14 protein-coding genes are annotated in these 14254 nt (G+C 37.4%); 11 read left to right on the top strand and 3 right to left on the bottom strand.

Going from position 1 to position 14254, the window contains the following annotated elements:
- The first annotated feature begins 2 nt into the window (after positions 1–2).
- From D1B17_RS01855 to D1B17_RS01885, 7 genes are all read left to right on the top strand, one after another.
- A complete protein-coding gene (locus tag D1B17_RS01855; RefSeq protein WP_120143328.1) occupies positions 3–413 on the top strand; it encodes a cupin domain-containing protein in 411 nt (136 codons plus the stop codon).
- A 9-nt stretch (positions 414–422) separates the two neighbouring features.
- Entirely contained in the window at positions 423–1058 is a 636-nt protein-coding gene (locus D1B17_RS01860) for an NAD(P)H-binding protein (RefSeq protein ID WP_120143325.1), read from the top strand.
- A gap of 12 nt (positions 1059–1070) precedes the next feature.
- Positions 1071–1811, top strand: coding sequence for an SDR family oxidoreductase (locus D1B17_RS01865; RefSeq protein ID WP_120143323.1), 741 nt, complete (start codon positions 1071–1073; stop codon positions 1809–1811).
- A gap of 705 nt (positions 1812–2516) precedes the next feature.
- A complete protein-coding gene (locus tag D1B17_RS01870; protein ID WP_120143321.1) occupies positions 2517–3605 on the top strand; it encodes an ABC transporter ATP-binding protein in 1089 nt (362 codons plus the stop codon).
- A complete protein-coding gene (locus D1B17_RS01875; protein WP_120143318.1) occupies positions 3598–4539 on the top strand; it encodes a carbohydrate ABC transporter permease in 942 nt (313 codons plus the stop codon). Before D1B17_RS01870 ends, D1B17_RS01875 begins: the two co-directional genes overlap by 8 nt.
- Entirely contained in the window at positions 4539–5366 is an 828-nt protein-coding gene (locus D1B17_RS01880; RefSeq protein WP_120143315.1) for a carbohydrate ABC transporter permease, read from the top strand. The genes D1B17_RS01875 and D1B17_RS01880 overlap by 1 nt, the downstream gene beginning before the upstream one ends.
- Positions 5366–6718, top strand: coding sequence for an ABC transporter substrate-binding protein (locus D1B17_RS01885; protein WP_120143313.1), 1353 nt, complete (start codon positions 5366–5368; stop codon positions 6716–6718). Before D1B17_RS01880 ends, D1B17_RS01885 begins: the two co-directional genes overlap by 1 nt.
- A gap of 18 nt (positions 6719–6736) precedes the next feature.
- On the opposite strand, the gene D1B17_RS01890 is transcribed toward D1B17_RS01885, so the two are convergent.
- On the bottom strand, positions 6737–7663 hold the full coding sequence (locus D1B17_RS01890) for a DMT family transporter (protein WP_120143312.1): 927 nt from the start codon (positions 7661–7663) through the stop codon (positions 6737–6739).
- Positions 7664–8018: 355 nt separating this feature from the next.
- On the opposite strand from D1B17_RS01890, the gene D1B17_RS01895 reads away from it, so the two are divergent.
- Positions 8019–8915, top strand: coding sequence for an ABC transporter ATP-binding protein (locus D1B17_RS01895; protein ID WP_120143310.1), 897 nt, complete (start codon positions 8019–8021; stop codon positions 8913–8915).
- Positions 8908–10131 carry an ABC transporter permease gene (locus tag D1B17_RS01900; RefSeq protein WP_120143309.1) on the top strand — a complete coding sequence of 408 codons (1224 nt, stop codon included), beginning with the start codon at positions 8908–8910 and terminating at the stop codon, positions 10129–10131. Before D1B17_RS01895 ends, D1B17_RS01900 begins: the two co-directional genes overlap by 8 nt.
- A gap of 252 nt (positions 10132–10383) precedes the next feature.
- Here D1B17_RS01900 and D1B17_RS01905 read toward each other — a convergent pair whose 3' ends face one another.
- Entirely contained in the window at positions 10384–11103 is a 720-nt protein-coding gene (locus tag D1B17_RS01905; protein WP_120143308.1) for an MIP/aquaporin family protein, read from the bottom strand.
- Between the two features lie 700 nt (positions 11104–11803).
- On the opposite strand from D1B17_RS01905, the gene D1B17_RS01910 reads away from it, so the two are divergent.
- A complete protein-coding gene (locus tag D1B17_RS01910; protein ID WP_120143306.1) occupies positions 11804–12748 on the top strand; it encodes a D-2-hydroxyacid dehydrogenase in 945 nt (314 codons plus the stop codon).
- 694 nt (positions 12749–13442) lie between these two features.
- On the top strand, positions 13443–13784 hold the full coding sequence (locus D1B17_RS01915; RefSeq protein ID WP_137432083.1) for a hypothetical protein: 342 nt from the start codon (positions 13443–13445) through the stop codon (positions 13782–13784).
- 54 nt (positions 13785–13838) lie between these two features.
- Here the strand turns inward: D1B17_RS01915 and D1B17_RS01920 are convergent, their stop codons facing one another.
- Complete coding sequence (locus D1B17_RS01920; RefSeq protein WP_240704430.1) at positions 13839–14216, bottom strand: GNAT family N-acetyltransferase; 378 nt, start codon at positions 14214–14216, stop codon at positions 13839–13841.
- Positions 14217–14254: the final 38 nt, after the last annotated feature.

Consider the following 14254-nt stretch of genomic DNA (forward strand, 5'->3'; position numbering starts at 1 on the left):
TTATGGCAAAAAATGAAGAATTAAAAACAAATGGAGTTTTCCCAGTTGGGGATAAGAATGATGCATATGCACAATACTTTATCGGACAAAGTTATCTCAAAGGGTTAGTGAGTCCGGAAGATAATATTGATTTTGGTATCGGTAATGTAACTTTTGAACCAGGTTGTCGCAACGATTGGCACATTCACCATGATGGTTATCAAATTCTTTTGGTAACTGGTGGTGAAGGCTGGTATCAAGAATGGGGCAAACCCGCACAATTATTGAAACAAGGTGACGTCGTTGTTATCAAAGAAGGCGTTAAACATTGGCATGGTGCAACTAAAGACAGTTGGTTCAGTCATGTAGCTATTACTAAAGGTACGTCAGAATGGCTCGAAAAAGTTACTGACGAAGAATATAACCAATTATAAGAGGTAAAAATGACAAAAAAAGTTTTGATTTTAGGCGCGGCGAGTCAAATTAGTCATTATTTGATTCCCGATTTATTGGAGCAAACAGATGCACAATTGACCTTATTTGCTCGAAATGCTCAAAATCGTTTAAAAGAATATCAAAGTAAGACCAAAATTATTGATGGCGATTGGACCAATTCAGAAGAGTTATTAGCAGCCTTAAAGGGACAAGATATTGTCTATTTAGCGACTGTTCCTAATACTAAGACTTCAGAAGTAATCGTTAGGACAATGAAACAAGCCAATGTTAAGCGTCTGATAGTCGCTGGTGGATTAGGTATTTTCGATGAGGTCGCTGGCAAATTTGGTGAATGGAATGCTCGAATGATTGGTGACTATTCAGCGATAAAAGAGGCTTCCTTTACCTTGTGTGATAAAGATTTAGACGTAACCTTTTTGAGAATGTCTTGGCTATACGACCAAGATAATAATACGAAATATGAAATTGTTCCTGAAGGTAAACCCTACAAAGGAACACAAGTAACTAGACAAGCAGTGGCACAATTGATTACAAATATAGTCAAAAAGCCATCGCTTTATAACAACCAAAACATCGGTGTCGTTGAACCCAATACAGAATGGGACAAACCATCGTTTTACTAAGAGAGGAAACTTATGATTAAAGATAAAGTCGTAGTAATCACTGGTGCATCAAGTGGTATCGGTGAAGCAACTGCCAAAATGTTGGCTAAAAATGGAGCCAAAGTTGTGTTAGGCGCCCGCCGTGAAAATCGTTTGCAAGCAATTGTTGACGATATTAAACAAGCTGGTGGACAAGCAGTTTACAAAGCAACCGATGTCAGGGATGCTAAAGAAGTCGCCGATTTAGTGGCACTCGCTAAAACAGAATTTGGTGGATTGGATGTAATTTTTAATAATGCAGGAATTATGCCAAGTTCTCCGATCAGTGCTTTACATACAAAAGAATGGAATGACATGATCGACATTAATATAAAAGGCGTTTTGAATGGAGTAGCGGCTGTCATGCCAGACTTTGTAAAAAATAAACAAGGTCACATAATTACAACCTCATCAGTGGCTGGAATCAAGAGCTTCACCGGTGCTGGGGTATACGGAGCAACTAAATATGCTGTCCGTAATTTGATGGAAGTCATTCGCATGGAAAGTGCTCAAGAAGGAACCAATATTCGTACAACAACACTTTATCCAGCAGCAATCAATACCGAACTTTTGCATACAATTACAGATAAAGATACTAAGAAAAATATGGATGCCTTTTACCAACAAGTTGGCATTTCACCAGAAGCTATTGCTCGAGTAGTAAACTTTGCGATTGACCAACCAGAAGAAGTAAATGTTAATGAATTTACAATTTACCCAACAAAGCAAATGTAGTAATAGTTTTCCACCTCCAAGAGCAAGAAAATTTTGGTCGTTATGGGGACCGATTCGAGCCAGAAAGCGGTCTCGAATCTCGATTTTGAAACTCGCAAAAACCGCGAGTTTCAAAAGTCGTCCCGTGATGTAAGGGATAAATCCCTAACATCACCTGCACAGCGACCAAAATTTCTTGCTCTTTCCGGTTCGTTCGTTTTTTGTTTGTGATAAACAATTAGAGAATCTTGAGTATTAAAGTGTGGCTTTGAATATTTTTGTGTGATTAATGACAAGATTAAAATGGTTTTAAGTCTTTGTTAGTAGCGTAAAAGCAAATTAAGGACGAGATTACAACTAGTGCTATGTACAAAGTAAATTAATTTGTTTCAATTTTAAATAAATCTATGAAAATTAATTAATAGTTCAACTAACCGTAGGAAGAGAGAAATTTAGTCAGCAGTGCAGGTGGCGTTATGGCTTTAGCCATTACACCACGGGACGAGTTTTGAAATTCGCGTACTTTGCGAAGTTCAAAATCGAGACTTGAGACCTTGGCTCAAGTCGGTCCCCACAGCAGACTAAATTTCTCTCTTCCGGAGGTGGCATAATCAAAAATAGACCATAAAAATGGCCTATTTTTTTACACTAATTTTACATTAAATAGATTATATATATACATCGTCTCCCCATACTGTAGGTAATGACTTATTTGGAGGGAAGATAATGTCTACAGTATTAACTAATATTACGAAGAGCTACGATTCAGAAAAAGATGTGTTGACTGATGTTAACGCCGAGATTAAAACCGGGGAATTTTTTGTAATCGTTGGCCCATCAGGTTGTGGTAAAAGTACATTGTTACGAATGATTGCTGGTCTAACACCAATCAGTGAAGGTGAGATTCGTATTAACGATGAACTTGTTAACGACTTACCACCTAAGGACCGTAATTTAACAATGGTTTTCCAAAGCTATGCTTTGTTCCCATTTTTGAATGTTTGGGATAATGTTGCCTTTGGTCTTAAAGCGCGTAAGAACACTTCTCAATCTGAAATTGAAGAACGTGTAAATGATGCTTTGAAGATGGTTAATTTGGAAGATTTGAAAGACAGAAAGCCTCGTGAACTTTCTGGTGGACAAAGACAACGTGTGGCCTTAGCTCGTGCTGTAGCTAGTGATGCCAAGATTTGTTTGATGGATGAACCGCTATCTAACTTGGATGCGCAATTGCGTATTAAGATGCGTCAAGAAATCTATGCTTTACAAAGAAAATTGGGATTAACTTTAATTTACGTTACTCATGATCAAGTGGAAGCTATGACAATGGCTGACCACATCATGGTTTTACATGATTCAAAGGTTCAACAAATTGGAACTCCGGCCGAAATTTATAAGTATCCAGCTAATGAATTTGTGGCTAGTTTCTTCGGGGTTCCACCAATCAATATCTTGCCTGCAGTCAAAGTTTCTGACAGCCGTATCAATGTTAATAATGATTTTGAAGTTGATATTGATCAACAAGTTCCAAACCATGATTTAAAGGTTGGTATCAGACCAAACGAATTGACGCTTGAAAAGACAGATGAATTGCATGCCAATGCTTCTGTTAAAGCCATTGAATTTTTAGGTGATGAAAAAATCGTCTACATCAAGATGAGTAGTAATGACCTTGAAATTTCCGCTATTGTTGCTAGTGATGCTGAATTTAAGGCTTATGACACTATTAAGGTAACTGCCACTAACAACGTTATCTTATTCAATGGCGATGGGGTAAATATCACAAAAAATGCGGAGGATTTGGTCAATGCTTAAGACTTCGACAACTGATGTTGTTTCTGAGAAGAAAGCTACGACAACTAAACGCCATAGCTTCCGGCTAAATGCTAAGGATAATTATTATGCCTCAATCTTTTTAGGACCATCACTATTAGTATTAGGACTATTTGTTTTCTATCCAATGCTTAAAACGCTCTACATCAGTCTTTTCCTAACTAATACACTTGGTAAAACAACTGTCTATGTTGGGTTAAGCAATTATGCTAAATTGATTACTTCTCCTGATTTTATTTCCAGTATGGGAGTCACGCTGTTCTATGTGGCTGCCGTGACCGTATTAACCGTCGGTTTAGGATTACTATTAGCCAATTTAGCTAGTCAAAAGTTAGCTGGAATCGGTATTTTTAGAACACTTTATTCAGTAACCATGGGTGTTTCTGTGGCCGTAGCTGCTATTTTCTGGTTGTTTATTTTTAATCCATCAACAGGTTTCTTCACTTTATTGAGTAATGCACTACATTTGCCAGTTGTTAATTGGTTGACTAATCCAACTAGTGCTATGTGGGCTGTTATTATTACAACCGTTTGGATGAATCTTGGATTTACTTTCTTGATTTTGCTAGGTGCCATCCAATCGGTACCAAATACCTTGTATGAAGCTGCCGACGTTGAAGGGGCTTCACCAACATTCCAATTCTTCAATATTACTATTCCAATGATTTCCCCAACATTATTTTTCGTTTCAACAATTACGATCATTGGGGCTTTCAAGAGTTTTGGTTTGATTGATTTGATCACTAAAGGTGGTCCAACTAATGCTACAAACATGCTAGTTTACCGTATTTACAAGGATGCCTTTTACAGTGGTAACTATGCTAAATCTAGTGCAGAAGCAATTATTTTAACAATTATCATTGCCTTCTTCACATTGCTTCAATTTAAGTTCTTAGAAAAGAAGGTGAATTACTAATGGAATTAGATGAACGTGCTGTTATTAAACGTGTTCTTAATTACTTACTACTAATTGCCTTGGCAGTTGTTATCTTAGCGCCATTCTTTATCGGGATTTGGACTAGTTTCTTGCCAACAATGGATATTGCTAAAGGAAATTTTTTCAGTACTAACGTTTCACTAGATAACTATGTAGCAGCCTTTACAAAGACACCAATTTTGCGCTATCTAGCTAATACAGTAGTAATTGCTACAATCACAATGTTGGCACAATTATTGTTCTGTTCCATGAGTGCCTATGCATTCGTTTTCCTTAAGTTTAGATTTAGAAAAACTTTCTTTACTCTCTTCTTAGTAACAATGATGTTGCCTTTTGAAGCCGAAATTATTCCTAACTTTGCGACGGTTAAACAAATGGGATTGCTAGACAACTACGCTGCTTTGATTATTCCATTTCTAACATCAGCCTTTGGGACATTCATGTTGCGTCAATCATTCCTCCAAACACCAGCTGAATTGAAGGAAGCTTCAGATATTGAAGGATTGAATCATTTCCAATTTTACTGGAAAATCGTTTTGCCATATAACAAGATCAGTATGATTACTTTAGGAGCTTATAGTTTCTTGGGGGCTTGGAATCAATATTTATGGCCAATGTTGACAACTTTCAGTAACAATTCACGTGTGATTCAAAACGGATTGAAACAATTACAATCAGAAGAAACATTCAACGACTGGGGTATGATTCAAGCTAGTGCGGCAATTATCGTTATTCCAACGATTATCGTTCTTTTTGTCGGTCAACATTACTTCAAGTCAGGGATGAATGAGGGGGCTGTTAAATAATGGTGAAGTACAAGAAGTTAGCATTACCGCTGATTTTGATTTTAGGAGTTGTTTTAATTGCCGTATTTGGCAAAGCAATCTCTGCTAAGTCGGCCACAAATGACAATCGAACAGAAGTTGTTTTCTGGCATGAAATGGGTGGACCTTCTGAACAAGCTTTGGAAAAAGTGGTTGATGGATTCAACAAATCACAAAACAAATACAAGGTAGTACCTAAGTATCAAGGTACTTACGATGAAGCTATCCAAAAAATCTTACAAACACACAACACAAGTACTTCACCAGCTGTGTTCCAAGCCTTTGATATTTCAACAGCTCAAATGCTACACAGTGGTTATACAACACCGGTTCAAAATTTTATTGATGAAGATAATTATGATGTAAGTAAAATTTCATCTGTTGCTCGTGCCTTCTACGCCAACGATGGTAAGCAACAAGCTATGCCATTTAATACTTCTCAACCAGTCTTGTACTACAATGCCACCTTGTTGAAGAAGTATGGAATTACACCACCACCAGTTTCACCTTCATATAGTGACATCACTCGTGTTGCCAAAGAATTGTACGAGAAGTCAGGTCACAAGACTAAAGGTATGACTGTGCAAGTTTATGGTTGGTTCATGGAACAAGCCTTGGCCAATGCTAATCGCCAATTAGCTAATAATAATGACGGTCATACAGGTAATCCAACTAAAGTAAATATCGACAATCCTGATACGGTAGAATTTTTGAAGTGGATCAAGGAAAATATTAAAGCTGATGATTTCATCGATTATGGTTCTGGTGCCAGTGCTGGTGCTAACCAAACGGCTGGTTTCTTGTCAGATAAAGTCGGAATCTTTATTCAATCTTCAGCAAGTATCGGTCAATTAAGCAAAAATAACAAAAATGAATTAGGTATTACATATTTCCCACATCCAGATGGTAAAAAAGCTAATGGTGTTGCCATTGGTGGAGCGGCCCTTTGGATCTCAAATGATAAACCAAAGAACGTTCAACGTGGTGCCTTTGAATTTATTAAGTATACTTTGAAACCAGAAGTACAAGCCCAATGGCAAAAATCAACTGGTTACTTAGCCTTGAATAAAGACTCACAAAAGACAAGTATTTTGAAAGATTTATATGCCAAGAATCCCGCAGCCAAAGTTCCAGGTGAACAATTAGCTAATGCCAAAGCTAATTTCTCAAACTCTGGTATTTTGATGGAAGGGATGCAATTAGCTCGTCAATTAGAAGAAGTTGCCATGGAAACTGTTTATAACGGTGGCGACATTAATTCTGCTTTGAAGACAGCTGATAGAAGCATTAACGAGAACTTAGCTCAATTGAATAAAGCTAACGGGTTTAAGTAAAATAAAAAATCATTCCTCCTAATCGGAAGAATGATTTTTTTGATACCTTCGTAGATTAAATAAATTAGGTGGTAAAGCTTGTAGGAAGGTAATACCAAGAATCAAGAGAGCACCCGCAATTTCCGCAGCACTGACATGGGTTTTCAAGACAGTTACTGCCAAAACTGTAGCGGTTAGTGGTTCGAATGCACTCAACATTCCAGTTGTTGCTGGTGTTAAATAGTTCAGACTTTGGAGATAGAACAAGTAAGAAAACATCGTCCCACCAGTGACGATAAAGATGATGCAAAGTATAGCAGTCCCAGTTAGTGCAGGTACGTGTGATAAATCAGCAAATGGTGCAAAGACAATACCACCAAGTAGCATGGACCAGCCAGTAACAATCCGAGCATCAAATCGCTTTAATAATTCTCGAGGAAGTAAAGTATATGATGCCTGACTAATACCAGCGCCGACACCCCATAAAACAGCAGCAGGAGACAACATCAATTGATTAATGTGTCCGTGAGTAACTAGTAAGAACGTTCCCAGAATCGCTAAGAAAATAGAGATAATATCGATTCGGCGCGGCAGTTGCAATTTGCGTAATGAAATATAAAGAATAATGAATAATGGCCCTAAAAATTGTAAAATCGTTGCCGTCGGTGCATTACCGTATTTGATAGCCATAAAGTAAGTATATTGAGCCGGTAACATTCCCAGCAAACCGAATGCAAATAGCTGAAAAACATAGCGCGGCTTTTTCAAAATGGCAAAGAGTTCTTTAGAATCAATAAAGTAGCACCAAATGACAAGCATTAAACCAGCAAAAAGCAACCGAATCCCGACAATCCACTGTGTAGGGATACTTTCTTGAGTAAATAAATATTGTGCAATACTACCAGAAAAGCCCCAAAGAACCGGTCCAGCAATAGCATAGAAAAATCCTTTTTGTTTATCAGTCATGAGAATCCCCCCTTATGACGTGTGATTATAGATGTGTTGTTTTAAACAGTAATTATAAATATTTAAAAATCGAAGATAAACTAGCCGGAAGGAGTAAGAGGATTAGGTCGCTGTGAAAGTGGCGTTAGTGCTTTAGCACTTACACCATGGGACGAGTTTTGAAACTCGCGGGTTTTGCGAGGTTCAAAATCGAGATTGGAGACCTTGGCTCCAATCGGTCCCCATAGCGACCTAATTCTCTTACTCCTGGAGGCGGCCTCGTAACACATTAAGTATCATGCTAACACTGTTAATATCCCGCAAGCAAAAAAATATCTTATACTGTATAATTCGACTTATATAGGAGGATAAGCTCATGCTCAAAATCCAGAATGTTAGTAAAGATTTCGGATCATTGAAAGCGTTGAATAATGTTTCATTTGATGTTGCTGATGGTCAAATTCTTGGTTTAATTGGTCAAAACGGTGCCGGAAAGTCGACGACATTTCACAGTATTTTGAACTTTTTAAACTATCAAGGTACGATTACTTGGAACAATCAGCCAATCACTGAAGCGGTTTTTAATGAAATAGGCTATTTGCCAGAAGAACGTAGTTTGATGCCTAAATTGACGATTGAACAACAAATTGTTTATTTGGCTCGTTTGAAAAATAAGTCTGCCAAAGAAATTCGTCCACAAATTGACGAGTGGTTAGAACGTTTTGCCGTGAAGGGAAATAAAAAAGATAAAATCAAAGATTTATCAAAAGGTAATCAACAAAAGGTTCAATTGATTTGTACGCTGATTCACCACCCTAAATTGATTATTCTAGATGAGCCTTTCAGTGGACTTGATCCTGTTAATGCTGATTTGTTGAAGCAAGCTATCATTACCGCAAAAGAGCAGGGAGCGGCCATCATTTTCTCCAGTCATGATATGGAAAATGTTGAGGAAATCTGTGATGGATTAGTGATGTTGCGTAATGGTCAAGTTGTCCTAGAAGGGACCGTCAGAGATGTGCGACAATCGTTTGGTAAAACGAGAATTTTGGTTACTACCGATTGGACTAAGGAGCAGTTACTTGCTTTGCCACATGTGCTTCAAGTTCAACGTCATGAAGAAAAGCGTTATGTGCTTGATTTAGATGACGAAACGGCTGGTCCAGACATCTTTGAGGCTTTAACACAAGGTAAATATATTGAAGAATTTAGCCAACAGCCACCAACACTGGATGAGATTTTCCGTTTGAAAGCAGGTGAACGCGATGAATAAATTATGGATCGTTACAATGGAAACTTTCTTACGGCAAGTAAAATCCTGGAGTTTCGTCATGCTGATTTTGGGACCATTTTTGATGTTCGGCATTACGATAGGAGCTGGCTATATCGGTGCTAGTAGTGGTGCTGGAGCCGATAAAATTGCGATAATCAGTGAACAATCAACGTTAAGAAAAAATTTCATTAAAAGTGATAAAGATGATGTCGACCGGTCAATTACCGATAAACAGACGGCTACTAAGAAAATGAATAAGAATAAATTAGCCGGTTATTTGGAATTGAAGTTGACCAATGGCAAAGTCAGCGGACATTATTATGGAACCAGTTCATTAGGCAGTGGAACTAAATCAAGAATCAACAGCTACTTAATGCAAACGCAGCAACAAATGAATTTGGCCAATGCCCAACTGACGCCTAGCCAAATTCAAGCATTACAGCAACAACCAACCTTGAAGGAGTCAATCAAGAAGAAGACGGGGACAGCTAATCTAGCAAAGACGATTTCATTTTGGATCACAGTAATTATGGTCTATATGATTCTGAACACGTATACGTCAATCACCGCTCAAGAAATTGCCTCCGAAAAGGGTACTAAAATTATGGAAATTATTTTCTCTAGTACAACTGCAATCAAGTATTTCCTTGGAAAAATCTTGGGTGTGTTGCTAGTGATTTTGGCACAAGTTTTGGTTTATCTTTTAGGTGGTTGGGGAGCATATATTTTTGCTCAAAATTCTACTTTAACTAAAGGCTTTATCAATCAATATCATGCTTTGATTGGTTCAGTTATGAAAAACCTCTTGAGTATTAATTTAGTCTATTTGTTACTGGGAGTGATTATATATACCATTCTGGCAGCTTTCTCCGGAGCCTTAGTAGCGAAAGCAGAAGATGCCGCTAAAGCTGCACAACCAGTTATTATGTTAAATTTAGCCGCATTTTTCGTGACCTTCCCATTCCAAAATAATCTTGATTCAATCTTGGTGAAAATTTTGTCGTATGTACCATTTTTCTCGTCGTATTTCATGCCATTACGTATCATCAACAACGATGCGTCAGGGTTAGAAATCAGTTTATCATTGATAATCTTGTTGGTAAGTATTGTGGGACTAGCCGCATACATTGGTAAAATTTATCAAGGCTTGATGTTACAAACGGACGATTCTAGTTTTTGGAAGAGATTTAAACGTGGCTTGTCATATAATAAATAACTAATAATGATAGTTGACTTTTTGACTACAGATTGAAAATTACTTTTAAAATCAAAATATGCGCCGCATCCTATAATTTTAGTCATCAGCGACGTAATAATACTTAGAATTATTCACTCTTGATTCGAAAGTAAAAAATGAACTAGCCGGAAAGACCACAATTTCTTGCTCCTGGAGGCGGAACAGCATATTTTGAACAAAACAAAAAGACGGACTACTTTTAATTAAGTAATCCGTCTTTATTTATTTTATCTAAAAGAAAAGTCCATAAAGTTTAACAGCAGCGATAGCACCAAGGATTGGAGCTAGAACTGGAACCCAACTATATTTCCATTGGGATGAACCTTTAGGATTTAAAGGCAATAATGCATGCAAGATACGAGGACCAAGGTCACGAGCAGGGTTCAAAGCTGGACCAGTAGGACCACCAAATGAAACAACCAGACACATAACTAAGAATCCAAGACCGATAAAGTCGGCACGTGGGTCGATATGGTCAGAAGTTAAAGCTACAGCACCGAATACTAAGATGAAGGTACCGATAAATTCGTTGATAAAACCATTCAAACGACTATTTTCAGCATCGATAGTTGAGAAGGTCCCAAGAATACTTTCCACATTTTCAGTTTGATTGTAGTAAGGCTTGTAAGCTGCGACAATCATTAATTGACCAAAAATGGCACCTAAGAATTGAGCAATGATATATGGACCAACTTCAGCCCAAGGAAATTCGCCATTGAAAGCTAAGGCTAAAGTCATGGCTGGATTAATTTGGCCACCTGAGATAGGACCAAACATCATGGCAGGAATCATAACACCGATACCATAACCGAATCCAATCAAGATCCACCCACCGTGGAAACCTTTTGTACCTTTTAATTCAACGTTGGCAACTGAACCATTACCGAGGGCAACCATGATAGCTGTTCCGATAAATTCAGCGACACAACGTACTAATAACGTATAATGCATAATTAATACTACCCCTAAATTTAATTGATTTGTTTCATCGATGATTCCTACTATTATCAGTAAAACACGAATATTAGAATTCACTCAGAAATGGGTAAAATTGTATAAATTCGTAATAATTTGTCTTTAAGGAGTGAATGTTCCCTAAAATTCCCATAAAAAAATTGCTCCACCAATAAGGGGCAATCTTCTCTAACATAAATAGTAAAATAAATCAAATGATGAGCAACGTGTAATATTGTATCATACATTCCGAATATTTTTGCCATTTTCAGAAAAATTGGCAAGAATTTGCTATATAGTAATAATAGACGGTTTGGTGGGGCCGCCAGAGGACGTGAGTGATGAAGTCTGCTGTGGGACCGGTTGGAGCCAAGGTCTCCAACCTCGATTTTGAACTTCGAGAAAAGCACTCGAATTTCAAAATACGTACAGTGATGTAAGGCCGAGAAAATCACTCGACCTAACATCACTGTCACTGCTGACTTCATCACTCACACCCTCTGGCTAGGTTATTTATATTTGCTGAGTGGTTAGTTATTTTAGGTGTATTTATTAGAAAAGCTATCGGCAATTGAATTTCTCAATAAAAACAATCTAATTGGATTGACTTTTTGACTAAAAGCGCTAATTTAGTAATCAATTAGGTTGTTTAACGTCCTTTCAATCTGACAATTAATCCTAAAAACGAGGTAGAGATATGAAGGTTCTTAGTTTAGTTAATTTAACAAAGAAACAAACAGAGAAGATTCAATCAATTTCTGGTGTTGACTTGAGGGTGGTTTCGCCAAAGAAGGTTACACCTGAGGATCTTGATGGGGTCGAGGTTTTGTATGACTGGTCTAATACTTTAAAAGATGCTGTTTTAAAGAGTGATACTTTGAATTGGATTCAAGTGGTTCGTGCGGGTGTTGATGCTTTGCCACTGCCTGAATTGAAGGAAAAGGGTGTTATTTTAACTAACGGTTCTGGTGCTAATTCAATCAATATTGCTGAACAAACTTTGGCTTATATGTTGATGTTTGAACGTCGAATCAATTTGACGGCTGAACATCAAAATGCTCATGAATGGAAACAAATTGATAATTATGACGAAGTTTACAATAAGACTATTATGATTGTCGGTGTAGGGCATATTGGAACATTGATTGCTAAATATGCCAAAGCTTTAGGAATGAAGACAATCGGTGTCCGCAGAACAGATCAACCAACAGAATACATTGATGAAATGATTCCAATGTCAGAAATGAAAGCAAGAATTAATGAAGTTCACTTTGTTGTCAATGCATTGCCTGATACTGAAGAAACTGTTGGGATGTTTAATAAGGAAATTTTCCAACTCATGTCGAAGAAAGCTTATTACATCAATATCGGCCGTGGCAAAACGACTAATATGGATGATTTAGTGTCCGCCTTACAAGATGGAGAGATTGCTGGCGCTGGATTGGATGTCACAACACCAGAGCCACTACCAAGTGACAGTCCACTTTGGGATATGAAAAATGTTATCATTACGCCACATGATGCTGGAAACAGTGTTCATTATGAAGAAAGAGCCTTCGATATTTTCAAACGAAACTTGAAGTCATATGTTGAAAATGGTGAAGTTGTTGTTAATGAAGTAAATTATTCAACCGGTTATTGAGGTTCCGCCTCCAGGAACAAGAAATTTAGGTCGCTATGGGGACCGGTTGGAGCCAAGGTCTCCAACCTCGATTTTGAGCCTTGCATAAACCGTGCAAGTCTCAAAAGTCGTCCCGTGGTGTAGGCGCTAAAGCGCCAACGCCACTTTCACAGCGACCTAAATTTCTTGTTCCCTCCGGCTAGTGTATTCTTTGTTTTGGAAGAATTTTTGAAATGTAAGTTTTACTTTGACGATAATGACATAGTAAAAACTTGAATTGTACTTTGAAGATTTTAACTATATATAGTAATTTTGTAAGTTCTAGGTAGATATTACCTGGGACTTTTTTTAAATCGAAGAATATATTAGTCGGAGGGAGTGAGTGTTGCAGTCCAGCCGTGAAGGTGGAGTTAGAGCTTTAGCTCTTACTCCACGGACTTATTTTGAAATTCGAGTGCTTTTCTCGAAGTTCAAAATCGAGGGTCGAGACCGTTCTTTGGCTCGAGCCGGTCCCACAGCAGGACTGCAACACTCACTCCCGGAGACGGCAAATCAATAAATAATCACTGGTGACGCTTTCAAAGAGAATATAAGTTGAGAATTTACCCAGATGTATTAAAATTAAGACAGATACAAGAAAGGAAAAATAATGTCATCTGGTGATTGTTTTATAGGATTCATGCTTGTTTTCTTATTTTGGTTATTATTATTAATTATGGAAATCATTTTAAACATGAGAAACACGATTATAGAATTATCTTTCTTTTCTGATGAAAAACTAAATACTTTGGATAATGATTTAAATAAAAGATTTGGTGTTCGTTTTCAAGCTCCGTTTGAATTATTGGAGTTTTTGTTAGTTGGATATATTGTTTACGCACTATTAACGGATTTGCGGTTCCAAGGAATCCAATTGGATCCAAGTTCGTTGAATCAGATCATGTTCCTGTTTGTCATTGTTATTGCAGTGATGGTTGGGGATCTGCTTTTGATAGCTAAAGACTTACATATTTATAAGTTCATCAAGAATTATGTTGCGATAAGTAGAAAGAATTAGAATAGTGTCAAAAAGGCGTCAGCAATCCATTTGATTGCTGACGCCTTTTTCATATTAGTTCAATTTTTTCTCTAAACGAATCATATCTTTTAACAAGAGCTTGTTTTCTATAATTGGTTCATCATAATTATCCACAAAGAAATCACGGTCAATGTTGACAACTCGAAAGCCACATTTCTGATAAAGATAGAGTTGTGCAAAGCTTGTACTGCCGGTTCCAATTTCAACTGTTCGATAGTGGTGTTTTTTTGACCAATCAAGGGCGAATAAAATTAGTTTTTCACCTAAACCTTGATTACGAGCCATTTCATCCACTGCAATATTCACAATCTCCACTGTTTCAGGTCGAGTATCTAACAATAGAAGCACACTTAAAAGTTCGTTATCATCGACTAATTCAAATTGATAAGCACGATTCACATAATTATCCACAATTTTTCGAGAAGGGTCCGCTTCCAAAAATAGTTGAT

This window comes from Companilactobacillus zhachilii, assembly GCF_003606365.2.
Lineage (GTDB): Bacteria > Bacillota > Bacilli > Lactobacillales > Lactobacillaceae > Companilactobacillus > Companilactobacillus zhachilii.

What these genes read in the sequence shown, in the direction of transcription:
- D1B17_RS01855 (WP_120143328.1), top strand. Translation starts at nt 3, where the DNA reads ATGGCAAAAAATGAAGAATTAAAAACAAATGGAGTTTTCCCAGTTGGG.
- D1B17_RS01860 (WP_120143325.1), top strand. Translation starts at nt 423, where the DNA reads ATGACAAAAAAAGTTTTGATTTTAGGCGCGGCGAGTCAAATTAGTCAT.
- D1B17_RS01865 (WP_120143323.1), top strand. Translation starts at nt 1,071, where the DNA reads ATGATTAAAGATAAAGTCGTAGTAATCACTGGTGCATCAAGTGGTATC.
- D1B17_RS01870 (WP_120143321.1), top strand. Translation starts at nt 2,517, where the DNA reads ATGTCTACAGTATTAACTAATATTACGAAGAGCTACGATTCAGAAAAA.
- D1B17_RS01875 (WP_120143318.1), top strand. Translation starts at nt 3,598, where the DNA reads ATGCTTAAGACTTCGACAACTGATGTTGTTTCTGAGAAGAAAGCTACG.
- D1B17_RS01880 (WP_120143315.1), top strand. Translation starts at nt 4,539, where the DNA reads ATGGAATTAGATGAACGTGCTGTTATTAAACGTGTTCTTAATTACTTA.
- D1B17_RS01885 (WP_120143313.1), top strand. Translation starts at nt 5,366, where the DNA reads ATGGTGAAGTACAAGAAGTTAGCATTACCGCTGATTTTGATTTTAGGA.
- D1B17_RS01890 (WP_120143312.1), bottom strand. Translation starts at nt 7,663, where the DNA reads ATGACTGATAAACAAAAAGGATTTTTCTATGCTATTGCTGGACCGGTT.
- D1B17_RS01895 (WP_120143310.1), top strand. Translation starts at nt 8,019, where the DNA reads ATGCTCAAAATCCAGAATGTTAGTAAAGATTTCGGATCATTGAAAGCG.
- D1B17_RS01900 (WP_120143309.1), top strand. Translation starts at nt 8,908, where the DNA reads ATGAATAAATTATGGATCGTTACAATGGAAACTTTCTTACGGCAAGTA.
- D1B17_RS01905 (WP_120143308.1), bottom strand. Translation starts at nt 11,103, where the DNA reads ATGCATTATACGTTATTAGTACGTTGTGTCGCTGAATTTATCGGAACA.
- D1B17_RS01910 (WP_120143306.1), top strand. Translation starts at nt 11,804, where the DNA reads ATGAAGGTTCTTAGTTTAGTTAATTTAACAAAGAAACAAACAGAGAAG.
- D1B17_RS01915 (WP_137432083.1), top strand. Translation starts at nt 13,443, where the DNA reads ATGGAAATCATTTTAAACATGAGAAACACGATTATAGAATTATCTTTC.